Here is a 20248-nt window from a genome sequence, read left to right on the forward strand (position 1 = left end):
AACCGCGAACCGCGAACCGCGAACCGCGAACCGCGAACCGCGAACCGCGAACCGCGAACCGCGATCGCTGGCGCACGCTCCCGGCCGAACGCACCCTCGTCGCCGTAGCGCGCACCGTCACTTCCACCGTCCGCCTGCTGGAAACCCTCCCCGCCCTCCTCCGCGACGACCCCCGCGTGGACGTCCTCTTCGCCCTCGACCCCACCTCCGCCTTCCACCACGGCGTACGCGAGCTGCTGACCACGGCCGGCGCCCTGACCGTCGCCTGGGGCGACCTCCCCGGCCTGGACTACGACGCCATCGTCACCGCGAGCGAGAACGCCGACCTCAGCCGCACCCGCGGCCCCGTGCTGGTGCTCCCCCACGGCGTGGGCTTCCACAAGTTCGTCCCCGACTCCCGCGGCTCCGGGCAGCGGCTCGCCGGCGTGGTCCCGGCCGCCCTGCTCCAGCCGGAGCGCGCGTGGTACGTGGTGTCGTACCCCGGGCAGGCGGACACCCTCCTCGCGCACGCCCCGCGCGCCGCCGCCCACGTCGTGCACGCCGGCGACCCCTGCTACGACCGCCTCCTCGTCTCCGGCACGTCGCGCGCCGCGTACCGCGCCGCCCTCGGCGTACCGGCGGCCGGGCAGCTCGTGCTCGTCAGCAGCACCTGGGGGCCGCAGTCGCTCCTCGGTCGGGATCCGGAGCTGCCCCTGCGACTGCTCGCGGACCTGCCCGCCGACACCCACCGCGTCGCCCTCGTCACCCACCCCAACGTGCGTTCCGCCCACGGCTCCTGGCGGCTGCGCACGGCGCTCGCGGCCGCCCGCGAAGCCGGGCTGCTCGTCGTCCCGCCCACGCAGGGCTGGCAGGCCACACTCCTCGCCGCCGACGCCGTCGTCGGCGACCACGGCTCGGTCACCTTCTACGCCGCCGCCCTGGGGATCCCCGTACTGCAGGCCGCGTTCGGCGACGAAGTGGTCCCGGGCACGCCCATGGCGGAGCTGGGCCGCACGGCCGTACGGCTCGACGCGGCGCTCCCGCTGCGCCCGCAGCTCGACCGGGCGGTGGCGGAGCAGGACACCGCGGGAGCGGCGGACGTGGCGGCACGGGCGTTCCAGGCCCCCGGAAAGGCGCAGAGCCTGCTGCGGACCGCGCTCTACGGCCTGCTCCGGCTGCCCGAACCCGCCTGGGAGCCACCGCGGTTGCCGCCCTTCCCCCGCCCCCGCGCCGAGCCCCGTGACCCGCCCCCGGCCAGCCTGCCCCCGGGCGACCCGCCGCCCGGCGACACGGCCGCCGTCGTGCGGACCACGGTGAGCGGCGCCGCGGACGGGCACACCGTCTCCGTCGCCCGCTACCCCGCCGCGGCGGCCTCCCGCCACCCCGGGGACCACGCCGCGCCCGAAGGTCCGTACGCCTTCCGGCACCTGTCCTGCGAGATACGCGACGGCCGTTCCGCCGCGGCGGAACGGGCCTCCGTGCTCACCCGGCCCGGCGCCGCCCGCGGTACGCACGCCGCGGCGCGCGCGGCACGCGCGCTCCTCGACGACTTCCCGGGCGGCCTCGTCGCCGGCGTGCCGACGACCGGCGGCACCCACGTCGTGGCCGTCCGCGACGCGGCGGCGGTGGAGGTCGCGGTCACCGGGCCGCCGGTGGACGCCGGCGTGGCGGCGGCCGTGGCGTACGCGCGGCTGCGCTGCGGCGTCCCGCTGCCGGGGACGGCCGACCTGAGCTTCGCGGGACGCACCGAGGACGTGCTGCTCACTCCGCTTCCGGGTACAGCTGCGGGTACAGCCGCCGCAGCTCGTCCCTGAGTTCCCCGGCGCGGGGGTTCCCCTCCTTCGCGTACAACTCGGCGGCCCGGGCCAGATGCTCGCGTTGCCCGGATATGCCGCCGTCCTCGCGCGCCAGCGCGGCCAGTTTCTCGCGCACCGCCGCCTCGTAGTGCGCGGCTTCCTCGGCCTGCAGCAGCCGTGCCGCGGCGAGGTACTCCTCCTGCGCCTCGGGGCGGCGCCCCAGGTGCAGCAGTACGTCGCCGGCGCCCGCCCGGGCGCGCCCGGCCATGCGCCGGTCGCCTCGGGGCCCGTAGCCGGACAGGCCCTCGAAGCCGCCAACGGCCGCGCGCAGCGCCTCCGCGGCCTCCGCCGGGCGGCCGGCCGCGTCCAGCGCGCGGCCGAGCAGATAGCGGGCGATGGCCGCGCCGCGCTCCTCCCCGGCCTCGCGGTACGCCGCCAGCGCCTCCTCGTACGTCGCGATGGCGCGCGGCGGGTCCAGCCGGTCCCACAGCCGCCCGGTGAACTCCAGCACCGAAGGGCGCAGCACGGGCAGGTCCGCGTAGCCCGCGTGCCCCCGGCGTACGTCGGACAGCCGGGCGCCGGCGCGTTCGAGGAGGGCCTGCGCGTCGTCCAGCCGGTCGAGGTCGGTCAGCGGCCGTGAGGTCAGCGCGGCCAGCCGTGCCTCCGCCGCGGGCTCGCCGTCGCGCGCGGCGGCCTCCACGCCGCGCAGACCGGTGGCCGTCCAGTCCTGCAGATACCGGTGGTTGAGGAAGAGGGCCGTCAGACCCTCCGCCAGCTGCCAGACGGCGCGGGGGTCTTCCGCCGCGGCCGCGGCCTCGTGTACGGCCAGCAGCTCGGCCCGCTCGCGGTGCAGCCACTCCAGCGCGGCGCTCTTGGCCCCGTCGCCCGCGAACGGGCCGGGCGGCGCGTCCCGCAGCAGCTCCCCGTGGTCCGTGACGCGCAAGCGCGTTCCCATGACCGCCCGGTCGGCCTGCGCCACGCGCCGCACGTAGTGGCGGACCACCCGCGCCAGGGCCGCGTTCTGCTCGGCCTCCGGCTCGGCCGTTCCGCGGGCGCGCGCGTGCAGGCCCACCAGGCTCACGAACCGCCGGCGCCCGTGCTCGTCCGCCGCCTCGACCAGGCCCGCCGACTCCAGCCTGGCCAGCGCCCGCCGCGCGGCCGGGGGCCGCAGGCCGCCGGCGGCCGCCGCGACCTCGTCGTCGAACCGCGGCCCCGGAAGCAGCCCGAGCCGGCCGTACAGCCGGGCGGCCTCCGCGGGCAGATTCCCGTACGCCATCCCGATCACCGCGGACACGCCCAGCTCCTCCCCGGGGATCGACAGGCCCTCCAGCCGCCGCTCCTCGTCCGACAGCTCGGCCACCAGCGCGCGCAGCGTCAGCCGCGGCTCCATGGCGAGCCTGGCCCCGACGATGCCTAACGCCACCGGCAGCCCCGCGCAGAACTCCACCGCCTGCCGGGCCGCTTCGGGCTCGGCACCGATGCGGCTCCCGTCCCCGACCAGGTGCGTCAGGAGTTGCAGGCCGTGCTCGGGCTCCAGCGGCTGCAGCTGCAGCGGTTGCGCACCCATGAGCGTCAGCTCACCGATGCGCGACGGGCCGGCCGCCAGCACGGCGCTTCCGGGGCCGCTCGGGAGGAGCGCGCGGACCTGCGCGGCCTCGGTGATCTCGTCGAGGACGACGAGGAGCCGGCGCCGCGCCGACTCCTGCCGGTACAGCCGCGTCAGTCCGGCGAGCGAGGCCGGCAGATGGTTCAGTCCCACCTCAAGCTGCTGCAGGGCCTCGGCGACGGCCGCGGACAGCCGCGCGGTCGGCGTGCCGCCGGGCAGCTCCTCGAAGTTCACGTACACCGGTCTGCCGGAGAACCGCCCCTTGTTCGCGTCCACCCAGCGCGACTGGAAGGCGCTCTTCCCCATGCCGGGCATCCCGCTGACCGCGAGCATCGCGACGGGCCGCGCCGCCCCGTCCGGCCGCACCGCTCCGGCCGCACCGGCCGCGCCCGCCGTGCCGGACGTGCCGCCCCGCCCGGCCGGCGGCAGTAAAGTCGCGTCGGCCAGCTCGGTTTCCTTCTCGCGGTCGACGAAGTACGCCGCCCCCGCGGGCACGGGGCTGCCGTTGCCCGCCCCGCGCTCCCCGCGCCCGGCCAGCCGTGTCTTCACCCGCTTCCAGCCGTCCGTGACTTCGGACGACAGCACCGCCATGAGCACACCGACGGCCACCGTCCCCGCGGCCCCGATCAGCCACTCCATCACGCCCCCCTGCCCCGACCCGGGTCAGCTCACCCTCCGTCACCTCACGATAGCGCCCGGGTCCGACAGCGGTCCCGGTGTCAGCGAGCGAGCCAGCGCTCCGGGCCCATCGCCACCACCGGCTTCTCCCGCGGCTCCAGCGTCCGCAGCAGCGTGCGCATGTGGCGTTTCGCCACCGATACGCAGCCGCTGGTCGGCCCGTCGTGGTCGACGTGGAGCCAGATGCCGCCGCCGCGCTCGTCGCCCATGGGGCGGGTCCAGTCCAGCGGGGTGGTGCCCGGCTTGCGGTTGTAGTTGATCGCGATGACGTAGTCGAAGGAGCCGGCGAGGGGTTCGCCCTCGAAGCCGCGGCCGTCGATGCTGAAGGCGGGCCCGTGGTCGTACGGGAGCTCCGTGCCCGGGTCGGGGTCGAGGCCGCCGGCGTCGGTGAGGCCGTAGACCCCGGCCGGGGTGCGCAGGTCGCCCTGCGTGTGGTGGCGGGTCCAGCCGCGGAGGGCGTTGTGGGCGGGCCAGGCGGGGCCGCCGCGCCAGCCGTCGGGGCCGCGTTCGTAGAGCACGGCGGTGGCGGTGGACGAGCGGCGCGACGGGCCGGTGACGACGAGGACCTGGCGGGTGCCGGCGGGGATGCGGGCGCGGGTGCGCGGGCCCAGCCCCGGTACGTCCTGCGGCAGCCGCGCGGGGGCCGCGGCGACGCGCGAGCGGGCCGGGGCCGGGGTCCGGGTCCGGGTCGGCGGCGGAGCGTTGTCCGCGCGTGGCGCGGCCGCTTCCGTGCAGGCGGCCGCCGTGAGCAGCGGGAACCCGGCGGCCGCGGCGAGCAGCCGGCGGCGGGGGAGCGTCATCGGCCACCCCATTCCGACCCGCTGACCTGCACGTTCTGCTCGATGCCGGACAGCACGTCCGGCGGGCTGCCGGACGGCACTTCCGGTCGGCTGCCCGACGGCACGTCCGGCCGGCTGCCGGGCTGCGTGCCGGACTCGAAGCGCATCGAGCCCAGCACGGTACGGACCTCGGCGACGTCCCGGTTCGCGGGCGTGGCCAGGCACACCGTCGCCAGCACCTGCACCCCTTCCGCCGCGCCCGCCGGGCGCCGTACGGCCCACAGCTCCTCCGTGCCGCCCGCGACGACGCACGGCTTGCCCACGTCGCGCGCCTGCAGACCCGGATCCGTCCTCTCCGGCCCGGAGAACTTCTCCGAGCCGTAGAGCAGCCGCAGGGTGATCAGCGTGCCGCGCCGGGGCAGTTCCCGCGGCGGCGTGGTGCAGGTGCCGTCCGCGCCGGTGGGGCAGGGCTCGGGGGAGGGCTTAAGCGCCAGGCTCGCGACGTATCCGACGTACGAGCCCTCCGGCGAGTCCGTACGGACCGTGCGGGTGCTCCATCCCTCCGGCACCCGCAGGGTGAGGTCGGACAGCTCCGGCAACCGGGCCTCGTCCTCCCGCGGTTGCGGCGTCCCGGCGCCGGCGGCGGGGGGTGCGTAGCGGGGCGGCGGGTCGTCGGCGGGGAGCACCTGCGGCAGCAGTCCGCCGAGGGCCGCGGCCGTCGCGGTCGCCCCCCACACCGCGCGCCGCCGTCGACGGCGTCGCAGCACCCGGCCCCGTATGCGCTCCATCCGCTCGGTGGGCGCCACCAGCCGCGGCACGGCCGGCACCTGCAGCGCACGCAGCGCGCGCTCCTCCTCGGCCGGCTCCGCGGGCTCGGTCCACTCGGCCCACCCGGCCCCTTCCTTCGGCTGCCCCGACTCCGCCGGCTCCGGCGGCCCGGGCTCCCGGGCCCACTCGGGCGAACCGCCCGGCTCAGCGCTGTTCCCGGCCACCGGACTCACCGCCCTCCACCAACTCGGCGGCGGGCAGCAGCCCGCGCAGCGTGCGCAGCGCCTTGGCGGCCTGGCTCTTGACGGTGCCCGTCGCACAGCCGAGCGTCGCCGCGGTGTCCTGCACGCTCAGGTCCTCGAAGTAGCGCAGGACGACCACCGCGCGCTGCCGCGGCGGCAGGCTCCGTATGGCGTCGGCGAGCGACTGCTCCAGGTCCACCTGGCCGAACGGGTCCGCGGAGCCGGCCGTGTCGGGCAGCTCCGCGTGCGGCACCTCGCCCCACCAGCGGCGGCGCCACCAGGAGATGTGGGTGTGCACCATGGCGGTACGGACGTACGCCTCGGGGCTCCCCTCCGCTATGTGCTCCCACTTCGGCCACACCTTGGCCAGCACGGTCTGCAGCAGGTCCTCGGCGAGTTGGGCGTCCCCGGTCAGCAGCCAGGCCACGCGGAGCAGCCGCGGCCCCCGGGCCGCCACGAACTCCTCGAACCCCGGCGGCTGCGCCGCGCCCCGCCTCAGCATCCTGCGCCTGCCATCCGGTCCCCACTTCACGTCGCACACTTGTGGTACGCGATGAGGGCTCCGCCGGGTTGCCTCACCCGGCTGCGCCGCCTCGTGGCGCCGCCGGTTCAGCCGCGTCCGGCCGGCGCCCTGGCCGTCACTGGCCCACCCGGCCGTCGACGCACTCGCGCAGCAGGTCCGCGTGGCCGCAGTGCCGGGCGTACTCCTCCACCCGGTGTACCCACATCTCGCGCACTGACGTGTCGTCCTTGGCCAGCCGGGCCCCCAGATCGGTGTACTCGGCGAGCACCGCGTCGCACGCCGCCTGCTCGCGGGCGAGGTCGGCGAAGGCGGCGTCGACGAGCGCCTGGTCGGCGGCGGCGCCCGCGAAGTCGGCGTCGCGCTCGCCGTAGATCCTGGGGGCGGGGTCCTCGGGCACGACCCAGTTGCGCCAGTCCCGCTCCACCTCGGCGAGGTGGCGTACGAGCCCGAGCAGCGACATGGTCGACGGCGGGACGGAACGGCGCGCGAGCTGTTCCGCGTTCAGCCCCTCGCACTTCATCCGCAGCGTCAGCCGGTAGCCGGAGAGGAAGTCCTGCAGCGTCGCCAACTCACCGTCGGGGCTGGAGTCGTTGTTGCGAGGGTCCTGGTCGGGGTCCGCCCACATGTCGGGGTAGACGCTGGCCGCGGTCCATCGCCGGGGGGCTTCTTCGTCACTCACCGTACACACGATGCGGCCCGATGCCCGCATGCGCAAGCGAATTAACCGCGCACGCGCCGGATCCGGCCGGAACTTACGGCACGCTCGGTGACGACGCGCGTCGGGCGGGCGCGTCGTAGACGAGGCTGTAGCGCCAGAACAGCCGTCTGCGTATCCGCGCGCCCGGCAGCTCCACCGCCGCCGCGGCCCGGATCTCGGCCAGCGTCTCCCGGGGTTCGGCGGTGGGCGCGGCCATGTGCACCGGCACGGCGTCCGCGCGAGCAGGGTGCTTCGCCAGCCCGACGAGGGGGTTCGCGACCGCGGCCGGCAGGGACGCGACGACGTCGGCGGCCCCGGCCTCGCGGTGGCACCCGACGACGACCAGCCGCCCGCCCGGCGCCAGGCAGTCGTCGCGCAGCGCGCGCAGCGTGGGCCGCAGCGGCAGGTGGTGCAGTACGGCGACGAGCGTGACGGCGTCCCAGCGCCGCCCCCGTTCCCGGCCGGCGAAGTCGGTACGTACGACGGTGACCGCGGGATCGCCGTCGAACCGCCCCGCGGCGACGGCGGCGGCCGCGGCGTCGGGTTCGAGCCCGGTCACGGCCCCGGCCCGCCGCCGCAGCAGCGCGAGCAGGTTCCCCGCCCCGCACCCGACGTCCAGCACGTCCCGCGCCCCCGACTCGGCGACGCGGCGGGCGATCCACGGCCCGTAGTGGTCGTTGTGGCTCCAGGGATGCCGCCGGTTGAAACGCTGCAGCACGTCCGTAACCGCCATGCCGCACACGCTAACCCGGCAGGGTCGATGAACTTGCTCCACTCGAGGAGGGCGCAGGCTGGCCAGTCAGGCAAAGCTACGCCGGTGACGCGACTGGCCTGAATCCGCCCATCCTCATTGCCGGTCTCGTCAGTAACTTGCGCGCACTTCCACACCTCAAGCCTCGGAGCAACCAGGCCTATCTCGGAACATGCTTCTGAGCAGCATGGATGCGACACCGGAACTACCCACCGGACGGGTTCAAGCAAGCGAGGTGGAGCACACACGACCATGTCAAGTGATGGATGCGCACTGTTCCCGTCATTTCAGCCCGCTCGACTGACGAGAGTTGCGGGACGAAAGCGTTTGCACTGCGTTGGATCCCGCAGTTGGATGCATGCGCGTCGCCGCGCACACCAATCAGTTGTCGAAAACATGGCGGCGGGACTGAGTGAAGGCATATCCTGCGTGGCAACACCATGGTGGGCTGACTCAGGTTAGCCCTCAGGGAGGGGTGTTATGGGCGAAGAAGCACATGGATCGCGCACATCTGGTTTGGTGCATGAAAACCTCGACAAAAGATCGACGGCAGCACCTCGCCGATCGACATTCATGCATTCCGACACAGGAAGCGTAGGCTACGGCGAGCCGCAGGTGGTGGGGCCTTACGATGGACTTCCCCTGCTCACCCAGGCCATGGCTGTGGGAAACGGAGCAGTTCCAGAGGAAGAAAGACTGCGACTGCTTCGATATCTGGAAGCCGTCACCACCGCCCGCAAGACGCCCCTGCACGTATCGGTCGCCTTCAACGCTGCCTACTTCGGCTTTCACCTCGCCGGTGACGGTTATGGGCGCAGCCCCCTCCAACTCGACGACTTCCCGTCGGTCACGTTCGGTGAGCACACGCCGCCGCTACCCGTCGGCGCCATGGTACGCGTGACCACCGGATCACAGCCGCTCTACGCCGAGATCTGTTACAAGGAAGGCGCCCACCCCGAGGTGGACGAACTGGGCAACACTCCTGCCTGGGTGTCCGGTTCCCCTGCTGGCACCGAAGGGCCTGGCGCTCCAGGTGCCCGTGACGCGGCCAAACGCCGCGAGCTTCTGGTACCTGATCTTCATGCCTTCGGCCCGGGACTGTCGTTGTCCCCTGCCCAACTCCACCGGCTGCACAGCCGCCAGCGCTGGATCAACGCGGATGGACACATCCTCGTTGAGGCCGTCTATGCATCCAAGGAGACCGCTGCACAGGACGATCTGACGGCATACGCGCACTATCTGCTGAGCACAGGGCGCCCCCAGCTCATGAGTCCTTTCGTCGCCATGTCCGTCACCGAACTGGTCGGCGGTGCAGACGACACAACCCTCCTACGCGGGCTGCTCCGTCTTCTCGAAACCGTGCGACGCGTCCTCCACTCCAGTGATCTGCTCCGCATGTGGGGCCCTTACGCCATGACGCGGGAGTCTCTGGCGGCTGGCTGGCAAGACACTGGGCCACTAGGCGGGGACGACATGAGGACCCTGCTGTCTTCCTTTGAGCATGGGGCTCAGCAGACAAGACGGCACTACGCGATGAACACCCCTGTCACCATTTACACGGCACTCGGTCCCCGCCTCCGCTCTTTCCCTGGAGCGGCAGAGTCCCTCCATGGTGTCGATTATGCATCAGCGGTGTGCAGAGCGAACGTAACAATTGCCGACTTCATTCGAAGGGACAGTGAAAACGGATTGTTCTCGAACGGTACGCGAGTGCATCTGGATGATTCCTTCGAGGGTGGCGGAGTCTGGAGTTCTCAGTATCCGGGAGTTCTGGAACCCGCACAGGATCCCCTTACTCCAGCGGGCCGCGGGTGGGCTTCCTCCCAGACAGTTACCGCGTCTTCGTTTCCCGAGCCCGAAGCAGCACCCGTAGACGACCCTCTGGCAGACGACGCGAACCTCGGTCCCGTCGAGTTGCTGCGGGTTACGGACGAGGTCGTCGTTTACCGGCAGCCATTGCGGCTAGCACATCTCACTGCAGGTCTCGCGCTTCTGCACCCGCTCGTAGCCGAGGAGTTGCGCCCTGCAGGCGATCGACGCCAGGCGGTACTACTCGAGATCGACCATGGCGGTCCGCCTCCCGACGGATCCGGTAACGCCCAGGAGACGTACGCCGAAGTCACCGGACACACGGGGTATCTCGTCGGCGTAACCTGGCCGAACGACTTCTTCCCGGGGTTGTTACTCCAGTTCCACTGGTCCCGGGGTGGCCGCACCCTCCACGCCGCAACGGTGCCCCTCAAGAATCCCGTGCAGTTCGGGGACCGCCTCCTCGGTCACTGCTACGACGCTCGGGTTCTCACCCGCGAAGACGCGCCGGGGAGCGATCGCAGCAGGGACACAGCCGCCGGCCTCGCACCGCGGGAACTGGTGATGCGCACAGTACGGAGATGCGGGCTGCTGACCCCGGGCGGGCACGCTCTGCTCGACCGTGCATTCCTGCCTCGTGCCGTGTACGGAGGAGTCGAGCCGGCTCATTCACAAAGAGCGGCCCTCGAATCGGCGATAGCGGAACTGCTGGCCCAGAGAGTCCTCGAACCCGCTCTTGGAAGCCGTGACCCGGCAGGGCAGCCGCACTACCCGGCGCACCCTGCTCAACGCGTAATCCAACTCATCGGGTATATGCCACCGGTAGTCCGTGTTCCGCGACCGTGGGGGGTGAGCGAGCCTCAAGAGGACATGCACGGCGTGCAGTACGTGCCCGGACACTTGCGACGGTTGCTACCTGGCTCTTCACCCAGTGATGCCCAGAGAGAGGCCTTCCGCGAGCACTGCAGACTTCTGGGCAAAGCAGACGGCTGGGAATTGCCAGATGGCTACACGTTTGTCACCCAGTACACGCGAGGCCAATAAGGGTCGCTGACCCGTTGCACATCGGCCGTTCCAGACGGCACACCGAAACAGAGAAACGGAGCACTGTCATATGCACGACCGGTACCACGTGGTCGCGGACCCACCGTCGTCTCCGCCAGGTGCCTCCGCCGAGAGCCTCGGCAAACTCGCCACCTCGTTGAATCAACTTGACCGCCCGGTGGACAAGACACTGGCGGAGTTCTCTTCCGACATGGTCGAGTTGGCCTACAACTCCCTCCCCCCTCCTCGACGGAAGCTGCTGCTGTGGCGTCTCGGTATCCGTATGGCTGCACCGCGTCGGGCTGGCCATACACTCTGTGAGGACATCCTGGCGAGACTGCGCCGGGCGGCACAGAAGGACGGCTGTGTCCGCACCCTCCGGGTGCTCACCGAATCCGCACAAAGCCACTTGTCCGCCGCCGCTTTCGGCACCGGCGCCGACGCCGCCGACCCCTTAGCGCGCTGGGACGGAAGCCTGCTACGCGCGACCATCTTCGCCTGGTGCAACGCCTCGGTCGCCGACGCCTACCTCCTCGTCTGGGCCGCCGAGCGCGCATGGTTCGGCATCGATGAGGAATCCGCACTCGCACAACAACTCGACGCCGTACGCGCAGCCGCGGCAGCCGTCGTCGAATCACACGCGAGCTTCCTGCCCGAGGAGAGCACAGGCGTCGATTCAGATCATCAGTCAGCCGAAGACGACACCGCCGACCCTCCATCCGCGTGTGATGCCGCTGTCGGGTCAGCCCCGGTCCTTGCCCAGGACTCTGAGGCCGCCGCCTCGGACGGCCCGGCAGAGGTCTGCCGCGTTCTTGCTTCGGCCGTCGAGCAGGCGCGCCAGTCGATGGCATCGGTACAGGACGCCATCGACGATGGCCGGCCACCGGCAGAAGAACATGTGGAACGCCTGGCTGAACTTTCCGCGGCTTTTCACCATGCAAGGATGGTGTTTGACGAGGCGGGCATCGAACAGGGTCCGCTGCGCTTGGAAGAAATGCGCCGTGCGGCGGAGTCGTTTGCCGCCCAGCGCCAGCAGGACACGACGGTGCGTGAGGCGTTGCGGAAGCTGCTGTCGATCAGCGGCCGCCCAGGGAGCGCCGCCGCCTCGGCTGCGGAAGATGTCCGCAGCAATGCAAAGAGACTTCTTGACGTGCCGATGTGGAACGAGAGCGAGCGCGAAGAATGCTCGGCCTTGGTCGCCATCGCCGAGCTGGTCCTGCTGGGACAGCGCAAGGACGCCGATCCTCACACCATCGTAGCGCTCCAGGGGCAGGTGGTACGCGCCCTTCCCACGTGTGCAGCGGCCTCGGCCATGGCAGCCGACCTCTTCCTCGGGGAGCAGACCGCACCCGCGGCAGACCTGGAGGCCAGCTCGCCTTCTGTCGGTACGAAGGAGACCGCGGACACCACGGAGCAGGGTCTGCCTGGCAGCGATGACAAGGCTGCAGCGCCGCCGATTCCCGACGACGGGACGGATCCGGCGAGGATGACAGCCGAGGCAGGGCAGCAGCCGGACACAGCGGGACCCCGGACGGTCGTACCACCCGGTACGGAGCGGGCTGGCGGCGACTCCGTACGGCACACGCCCGGCGAAGGCACGGACCTGCTTCCCGCACCCCGCGCGACGGGGGCTGGGCCGCCGGACGTCGCCGATGCGCCGAGCATCGCCGCTCCGCCCGCCCCGACCTCCGACGCCGCGACCGGGGCCCCAACTACCGGAGACGGCGGTGACGACGCCCCCGTCGCACCTGCTCCGGCGGGCGTGAGCGGCGCGACCGTCAGTCAGGACGGGCCGGACGGGCCGACACGGATCGAGCAGGCCCTCGCCCGCCTCATCAGGGAGCGTCGGTTCGGCCTGGCCCACCATGTGGCGAAGGCCGCGAACGGTCCGGGACCTCAGCCGGCGGCACTCCGCCTGGCCGGGGCGGCTGCGCTGATCACTTCCGCCACAAGTCCCAGTGTGCGGTTGGTGGAGGATCTGCTCCGGAGCGAGAGCGACTCAGCCGGTCATGGCCCGGAAGGCACTGACCTGTTGCTGGTCCCTGCCCTCCTGCGGGTGACGCTGATCACCGGAAACTATATGGCCGGGGCTCAGTTGAAGACGCTCGCACTCCGGCTCCCCCAGGTACTCGGCGAGGTCACGACGCAGGTGGCGGACCGCGCACTGAGCGGCACGCTGATGCACGCATCCCCTCTTGCGGTGATCGCTGACGTGTCCGGGGCTGAAGCACGGCTGAGGGAGATCCACGAACGTTGCCGTGCCTACCTGGACGCGCCGCCACGCCTCCGATACGCCCGGGCGACGGAAATCAGCAAGCGATGGCTGAGGCCTGACGGGCTGCTGGGCTCGATGCTCACCCAGGTGATCAACGACAACCGCGACCAGTTGCCCACGGTCCGGGAGGAGGCGGAGCGGCTCGCGAAGCTCCCCGAGATCAACTCCGAGATCGACCGCGTTGACCGCAAGTACCGCTCCTCCAGCAGGAAGGCGCTTCAGGGCGCGGGGCGGCAGGATCTCGTACGCGTCGTCGAGGATACGGTGGCGCTGGCCAGGGAATGGCACGTCGCCGTCGAGGACGCGCGCAGGAGAGGACGGTCGGACACGGACAGGGTCGTGCAGGAAGTGTCCTCCTTGCGGCGCTACTTGCTCGCCCGCAAGGACGCGGTCTTGGCCGACCTGGAACGTCTGACGCGGCGTCCCGAGACCATCGCCACGGCTGTCGCCCACGCCGCGTACGACTCCCTGTCCGAGATCTTCTCGCTCCTGGAGGGCCGGGACGAAAAGGTTCGCAACGCCGGCCGCAGCAAGCCCGATGACATCCTCGACGCGGAGCTGCTGAAGGTCTGCAATGCCATCGACGAACGCCCGCCCGTTGACCGGCTGCTGATCGCCGTCGGACGTTCCTGGGACGAGGCGCTGCGGGAGCGCCTTGATCACGACGCGTTCCTTGCGGCACGTACCATCGTGAAACTCGCCGATCTCGGGGACCTGCCCGCCACGGACGGCGTGCGCTTCGCCCTTCAGAAGATCACCGAGATCGAGGCGCTCGAGTCGAGAAGGCGGCAGGAACTCGACGCGGACCGCGAAGCGCTCCTCGCCGGGCTGCGCCAAGCCCAGGCGGACGGCGCGGTGACGGACGACCAGGACCTCTACATGCAGGAGTTGTTGGAGGGCGCCCGCTCGGTTCTGGAGGAGACCTCTCGGCATGACTTGAGCGAGGTACGGGCGACTCTGGAGCACGTGCGTACCAGCCTCCCGGCCTATCGGGAGGAAGCGGCCGGGCGGATCCGGGCCCGACTCGGCAGGCTTGACGTCGCTCCGGCCGAACGGGACCAGGTGTTGCGGCACCTGGACTCCGGCAAGCTGCCCACTGCGGCCGACATGGTCTATTTCATGGAGATCGGCGAGCCGATGCCGGAGATCGACAACGGCGAGACTCACCTCTGGGAGTTCTTCCCGGAAGTACCGGAAAGGCTGCCCCGAGGAATCGACGGTGAGCTCATCAGTTTGGTGCGGTCGGGCGGCAGGCACCCTGAGGCGCCCGTTCTCGACTACGGGCACCTCTCCGGCGACGAGGCGGAGTTGGCTGCGACGGCGCTTGGCAACTGGCGTGAAGTGGGTTCCCTCGAACCGAACGACAGGCCCAACTTCACCAACGCGAAGCTGCTCCCCGCTCTGAAGCTGCTCGGCTACGACGCTCCCAAGGGCCCGCGCCGTCTGGAGGAGTTGTCGCATCAGCGTAAGGAGTATCGCTTCCTTGAGGCCACCGACGTGCAGATCAACGGCCGCGCCGCTGTGCCCGACTTCGGCTCGAAGATCAGGGAGCAGGGTGGCCGGCTCCGGCTTCTGCTGGTGTGGGGTCGCCCGCCGGCCGAAGTGGTGATGAGCCTTGCCTCCCGAGACCCGAGCGGATCCGGGCTGCTGGTGCTCTACTTCGGCACTCTGAGTAAGAAGAACCGGGTGGACCTTGCGGTCGGCAGTGGCGGGCTGAGGCCCATGCTCGTCGTCGACGACGCCGCACTCGCCTACCTTGCGGCCCGCGGGAACCGGCAGGTGAGCTCGGCCACCCAGACCCTGCTGCCGTTCTCCGGCGTCAATCCGTACATTCTGGAGAAGCGTGGCCGCATCGGCGGCGAAATGTTCTTCGGACGGGATGCGGAACGCAAGAGCGTCCTCGATCCCCAGGGCACCCAGGTCATCTTCGGCGGGCGAGGACTGGGGAAGTCGGCTCTGCTCAGCGACGCCGGGGACCGGTTCATGGAGCAGTACCCCGGCTTCCGCCAGACCGTGTACGTGAACCTGGACCAGGTCAACATCGGCAAGGGCAGCGCTTTCGGTCCGGAAACGCTCTGGAGCGTTCTGGAACGGGAGTTGGTCGCCGTCGACGTGCTGCCACAGGGCAAGGGGCGCAAGGCACCTCACGGGGACCGTTGGGAGTATGTGCGCAGGGAGCTACGGCGTTGGCTCGCCGAGGACCCCATGCGCCGACTGCTGATCCTTCTCGACGAGTGCGACCTGTTCTTTGAGGCTGACGCCCCGCGGTTCGGCCAGACCAAAAAGCTCAAGGGGCTCGGGTCAGAGACGAAGGACCGGGTCAAGGTCGTGTTCGCCGGGCTGCATTCTGTGCAGCGGTTCTCCAAGCTCGCCAGCAACGGACCGTTCGGCCACCTCGCCCAGACACCGACGGTGATCGGCCCGCTCGCTCCGCAGTTCGCCGCAGATCTGCTGGTGCATCCGATGCGTGCCCTCGGCTTCGAGTTCGCCGACGTGGACGTCACGAACCGAGTCCTGCAGTACTGCTCCTACCAGCCGTTCCTGCTCCAGATGTTCGGTCACCGGCTGGTACAGGTCATGCAGCGCAAGCGTCAACGGCGTGGCATCGAAGGTCCTCCTTACACGATCGAGGAGGCCGACATCGAGGCGGTGGAATCGGACACCGGTCTCCGCGCCGGCATCTCGGCCGCCTTCAAGGACACGTTGAGCCTGGACCACCGGTACGACGTGATCGCCAATGTACTCGCCCACCACGCCCGTCACTACGGGCTGGAAGGTCGGCTCAGCGACGCAGAACTCCGCGAGGAATGCGAGACGTACTGGCCCGAGGGCTTCGAGAACCTCGACACGGAGGAATTCCGCGCCTATCTGTCGGAAATGGTGGGGCTGGGTGTGCTGGCTCCCAATCACGACGGCCAGGGGTGGCACCTTCGGGGTCCGAACGCTCTGCGCATGATCGGCACCTCGCACGAGGTGGAGGCCCGGCTGGAGCGTGCTCATCAGGACTACCAGCTGGGCGATCGCATCGTCCTGGAAGGCCGGCCGGAACTGCCCGACCAACGACCGGTCCCGCTCACCGTCACTCAGTTGGACGACCTCCTCGGCGACCGCTCCAACCGCACACGGGTGGTACTGGGGACGGCGGCCACCGGTGTCACCGAAGTGAGTAGAACCCTGCGTACGGTGACCGATGGCATCTCGGGCTGGAAGCTGCCGCCGGTCGGCAGGCGCGGCGTGTTCAAGCAGGAGCTCACCGGCGGCCGTCCCGGCGATCGCCGCGTGGTCATCAGCGACTTCGCCCAGTCGACCGAGAACGTGAAACCGGAAACCCTGCGGGAGGCGGTGGACCTGGCAGACATCGCGCTACCCGCCACATCCGGCGTCACCCGCTCGGTGGTGATCGTCACGGATACCAGGCAGCTCGATCTCTGGCGCCCCCTGCTCCTGGAGACGGAGAAGACCTCGGCGCTTCCCGTCGTGCTCCGTCGTTACGACCGGCGAAGCCTTCACGACTGGGCCCAGCGGACGGAGCTGTTCAACACGAACGGGCACCCCGACCGCCTCTACGAACTGACCGGCGGATGGCCGTACCTGGTCGATCGCGCGTACAAGCTGCACCGCGAGCTCTCGGGCGCGGAGGCTGCGTTGCGGAGAATGGCAGAGCTGACAACGGATGGTCCCGTTGTCCGAGACTTCGTGCAGGCGACCGGAGTCTTCGCGGATCCGAAGCTCCTGACGGCGTACCGGGAGGTCGCGAAGGAGTTCGGCGAGGACTCGGCCGACGCGGATGTCGTCATCATGGCCATCGCTCTCGAACTGGGGGACGAGGAAGACGCTGACTGGGTGTACGCGTGTCTGGACGCCCTCCAGGTCTTCGATCGGAAGGGCTCCTCCCTGAAGCTGGAGCCGCTTTTGTACCGCTGCATGTCCGTGTGCACGTGACACCTGCCATCCCGTACGGAGGGCGTGCTCCTCTCCTCGAACTCTGAAAAGAGGAGCACGCCATTCGTCGCCGAAAGTGCTCGTGCCCGTACGAGCAGGAGGAGCAGCTCGCGGCTCCGCGTGACCGGTGTTGGCCGTCCCGTTGGTTTTCGTTTCCGCACCGCCGCTCACGCCATGTTCCGTTCCGCTGTCGACACTAGCTGGTCACCCTCGTCCGGTACGCTGGCGTGGGAGCAACGCTCACGGCGGCGCGCCTGGCGGGTCGGGGAGCACCACGTGCACTCCGAGCACAGCGGCAGGTTCGACACGTCCACCACGCCGCCCGGACGTCTACGTCGGCTTCAAGGCCCCCCGGCCGACAGGGACCGCCAGTTCGACGGCGGCGCCCGCGGCGGCTACGGCAACACCCATGTACGGCGGCTTCGACCAGATGACCGCGCGGGTGGACGGTCTGTGGGACGCTCTGCTCGACGAGGCCCGGCGCTGGTGGAACACGGCGACGTCGGACTAGCACGTGCACTGGACCCGCGGCAGCTCGGACTTCTGGGAGGGCGAGTACAGCAGCACACAGGTAATGGCGCGGCAGGGCTATGCGGGCGTCATGGACTTGCGGCGCAATTGCCGCGTCTGGGTCGGTAGGGTCGATCTCGTCAGGGGCCGCATCGCGGGCCCGACCGCGCCTGCCACGACGCCGACACCAACCCGACCACCAAGGTCGTCGCCTGGTTCGGCCAGAACGATGGCGCCGGCAGGGCAGGGAGTACGTCATCCGGCACACGCTGCGGGACGTGGACGGCGACATCCACGCGCGTGGGCGGTGGCCGTCCCGGTGCCGTTCCCCCGGCGCGGCTTTCGACTTGGCCCCTCGCCGTGGCCGTTCCGGTTACGCGCGGGTGCCTGCTGCCGGCTCCGGACGCGGTGCGCGCAGGCGGCCGCTGCGGCCCAGTGCCGCCAGCGCGCCGGCGCAGGCGGCGCCCGTGGCGGTCAGCGCCAGCCACGGCAGCCGCGGGTACCGCTCGGCGGCGTCCCACAGCGCGCCCGTCGCCAGGTTGCCCAGCGTGATGCCGAGGCCGGAGACCGTGTGGTAGAGGCCGTAGTGGGTGGCGACGAGGCGGCCGCCGGACAGGGACACCACCGTGTCCATCTCGTACGGGTACGCCAGCGCCGTGCCCAGCGCCAGCAGCGCCGCGGCGAGCAGCAGCGGGGCCAGCGCCGCCGCCCGCGCCGCCGTCCCGTCGCCGCCCGGCGGGGCGCCGGCCAGCAGCAGCGGCAGAAAGGCAACGCCCATCAGCGCGATTCCATACACCAGGGCGCGCTGCGCCGGCCAGTGTTTCTTCGCCCAGCCCGTGACGCGCAGCTGGCCCGCCGCCGCCACGCCCGCCGAGACGGCGAAGAGCGCGGTGGTCACGCCGTCGCCGCTGCCCGGGAAGGCGCGGTGGGCCTGGAGCGGCAGTGCCAGGTACACCTGGAAGGACAGGACGTACGAGCCGATCATGGCGGCGGAGAAGAGCATGAAGGGGCGGTTGGAGACGACCGTGCGCCAGTCGGCCAGCACCCCGCGCGCGCCCGCGCGTTCGGCCCGTACCGTGTCCCGCTCGGGCAGCGCGAGCACCTGCACCACCGTCAGCCCCAGGAACAGCAGCGCCGCGACCGTGCACACCAGCCGGAAGTCGACCGCCAGCAGCGCCAGCCCGACCAGCGGGCCCACGCACATCCCCGTCTGGTAGAAGACGTTGAACAGCGCGAACGCCCCCACGCGCCGCTCCTCTCCGACGGCCTGCGCGAGATACGTCCGCACCGCCGGGTTGAACAGCGCCCCCGCGAAGCCCGTCATCGCCGACGCCGCGACCAGCGCCGGCAGCGACTGCACGACGCCCAGCAGCCCGAACCCCGCCGTCCGCAGCACGCAGCCCGCGACGATCATGCGCTTGCAGCCCAGCCGGTCGGCCAGCGTGCCGCCGAGCAGGAACATGCCCTGCTGGGAGAAGTTGCGTACGCCCAGGACCAGGCCGACGGCCCACGCCGCCATCCCCAGCCCGTCCGCGAGATGCGCGGCCAGGTACGGCATCAGCATGTAGAACGCGGTGTTGATGGTGAACTGCTGCACCATCAGCAGCCGCACCCCGCCGCCGTACGAGCGGAACTCCCGCACCGGGCCGCTCACCGGTCCCCCGCCCCCGCCCGCGGCGCGGTGACGTGGGCGCAGCGCGTCCAGCGCTCCACGGTCCGCTCCGCCGGATGCCCGATCTCGTCCGGATCCGCGGCGGGCGGGCGGTCCAGCAGGTCGTGCGCGCGGCAGTGGTCGTCGCTGAAGACGGTGTTCCAGTAGCGCTGCACGCCGTCGGGGAAGACGGCGGCGATACGGACCGAAGGCCCGTGCGTACGCGCCAGCCACCCGGCGACCAGCGCCACCGCGCCGACGCTCCACCCGCCCCCCGCGTAGTGGTGCCGTACCAGCCGCCGGGCCGCCCACACCGCCTCGTGCGCCGCGACCCAGTGGCACTCGTCGAACGCCGCGTGGTCGACGTTGCGCGGGTGGATGCTGCTGCCGAGCCCGCGCATCAGCCGCTCGCCCGCCGGCTGCCCGAAGACCGTGGAACGCACCGAGTCCACCCCCACCAGCCGCATCCCCGGCGAGAACGCGCGCAGCGCGCGGGCGGCGCCGGCGGAGTGGCCGCCGGTGCCGACAGCGGCGACGAGGACGTCGACGCGGCCGAGCTGGACGGCGAGTTCGAGGGCGAGGGCGTCGTACGCGGCGGGGTTGTCGGGGTTGTGGTACTGGTCGGGGCACCAGGCGCCGGGCTGCGCGGCCAGCAGCTCCGCGACCCGGTCGCGGCGGGCGCGCTGCCAGCCGCCGGCGGGGTGCGGCGCGCGCACGACCTCGACGCGCGCCCCGTACGCGGCCAGCTGGTGCCGCAGCAGCGGTTCGAGCCCCGGGTCGGTCACGAGGGTCACCGGGTGGCCGAAGGTGATCCCGGCGAGCGCGAGGCCGAGGCCGAGGGTGCCGCTGGTCGACTCGACGACGGGAGCGCCCGGCGCCAGCTCGCCGCGGCGGCGCGCGGCGGCGACCATGTGCAGCGCGGAGCGGTCCTTGAGGCCGCCGGGGTTGGCGCCCTCCAGCTTGGCCCAGAAGCCGTGGCCGGGCGGGCTGAACGGCTCGCCGACCCACAGGACGGGCGTGTTGCCGACGAGCCCGGCGGGTGTGCTGCGGGCGCCGCCGGCGGGGTCGGGGAGGTGGTGCGCGGCGGCGAAGCCGCGGAGGTCGCCGGGGGCGACGGTGCGCAGGGCGGGGTGCATGGGCGGTCCTTCCGCGGCCGCGCGGGTGCGGGGCCGGGTGTGCGCGTACGTGCGTGGGGGGG

11 protein-coding genes are annotated in these 20248 nt (G+C 71.6%); 3 read left to right on the top strand and 8 right to left on the bottom strand.

All coding sequences use genetic code 11. From position 1 onward, the window contains the following. Positions 1 to 1793, top strand: a 1793-nt coding sequence (locus ABD317_RS08135; protein ID WP_344289108.1) for a hypothetical protein, incomplete at its 5' end; no start/stop codon positions are given. Here ABD317_RS08135 and ABD317_RS08140 read toward each other — a convergent pair. From ABD317_RS08140 to ABD317_RS08165, 6 genes are all read right to left on the bottom strand, one after another. Then, positions 1741 to 4020 carry an NB-ARC domain-containing protein gene (locus tag ABD317_RS08140; protein ID WP_344289109.1) on the bottom strand — a complete coding sequence of 760 codons (2280 nt, stop codon included), beginning with the start codon at positions 4018 to 4020 and terminating at the stop codon, positions 1741 to 1743. The genes ABD317_RS08135 and ABD317_RS08140 overlap by 53 nt on opposite strands. An 80-nt stretch (positions 4021 to 4100) precedes the next feature. Continuing rightward, positions 4101 to 4859, bottom strand: a complete 759-nt coding sequence (locus ABD317_RS08145; RefSeq protein WP_344289110.1) for a L,D-transpeptidase family protein — start codon at positions 4857 to 4859, stop codon at positions 4101 to 4103. Next, a complete protein-coding gene (locus tag ABD317_RS08150; RefSeq protein WP_344289111.1) occupies positions 4856 to 5830 on the bottom strand; it encodes a hypothetical protein in 975 nt (324 codons plus the stop codon). The genes ABD317_RS08145 and ABD317_RS08150 overlap by 4 nt, the downstream gene beginning before the upstream one ends. Next, complete coding sequence (locus tag ABD317_RS08155; protein WP_027752991.1) at positions 5811 to 6350, bottom strand: SigE family RNA polymerase sigma factor; 540 nt, start codon at positions 6348 to 6350, stop codon at positions 5811 to 5813. The genes ABD317_RS08150 and ABD317_RS08155 overlap by 20 nt, the downstream gene beginning before the upstream one ends. A 136-nt stretch (positions 6351 to 6486) precedes the next feature. Then, positions 6487 to 7080 (bottom strand): DinB family protein, encoded by a 594-nt coding sequence (locus tag ABD317_RS08160; protein WP_344289113.1) that lies wholly within the window; start codon positions 7078 to 7080, stop codon positions 6487 to 6489. A 43-nt stretch (positions 7081 to 7123) separates the two neighbouring features. Continuing rightward, complete coding sequence (locus ABD317_RS08165) at positions 7124 to 7801, bottom strand: class I SAM-dependent methyltransferase (RefSeq protein ID WP_344289114.1); 678 nt, start codon at positions 7799 to 7801, stop codon at positions 7124 to 7126. 498 nt (positions 7802 to 8299) lie between these two features. Here ABD317_RS08165 and ABD317_RS08170 point away from each other — a divergent pair, with 498 nt between their 5' ends. Next, entirely contained in the window at positions 8300 to 10672 is a 2373-nt protein-coding gene (locus tag ABD317_RS08170) for a hypothetical protein (protein WP_344289116.1), read from the top strand. Positions 10673 to 10742: 70 nt separating this feature from the next. After that, the gene (locus ABD317_RS08175; RefSeq protein ID WP_344289117.1) at positions 10743 to 16889 is read left to right on the top strand and encodes a hypothetical protein; all 6147 of its coding nucleotides are present in this window, start codon (positions 10743 to 10745) and stop codon (positions 16887 to 16889) included. Positions 16890 to 17772: 883 nt separating this feature from the next. Here ABD317_RS08175 and ABD317_RS08180 read toward each other — a convergent pair. Both ABD317_RS08180 and ABD317_RS08185 read right to left on the bottom strand, forming a co-directional pair. After that, positions 17773 to 19053 carry an MFS transporter gene (locus ABD317_RS08180; RefSeq protein WP_344289118.1) on the bottom strand — a complete coding sequence of 427 codons (1281 nt, stop codon included), beginning with the start codon at positions 19051 to 19053 and terminating at the stop codon, positions 17773 to 17775. Then, complete coding sequence (locus ABD317_RS08185; protein ID WP_344289119.1) at positions 19050 to 20186, bottom strand: PLP-dependent cysteine synthase family protein; 1137 nt, start codon at positions 20184 to 20186, stop codon at positions 19050 to 19052. The genes ABD317_RS08180 and ABD317_RS08185 overlap by 4 nt, the downstream gene beginning before the upstream one ends. Positions 20187 to 20248: the final 62 nt, after the last annotated feature.

The sequence above is a fragment of the Streptomyces synnematoformans genome, assembly GCF_039531005.1.
Classification (GTDB): domain Bacteria; phylum Actinomycetota; class Actinomycetes; order Streptomycetales; family Streptomycetaceae; genus Streptomyces; species Streptomyces synnematoformans.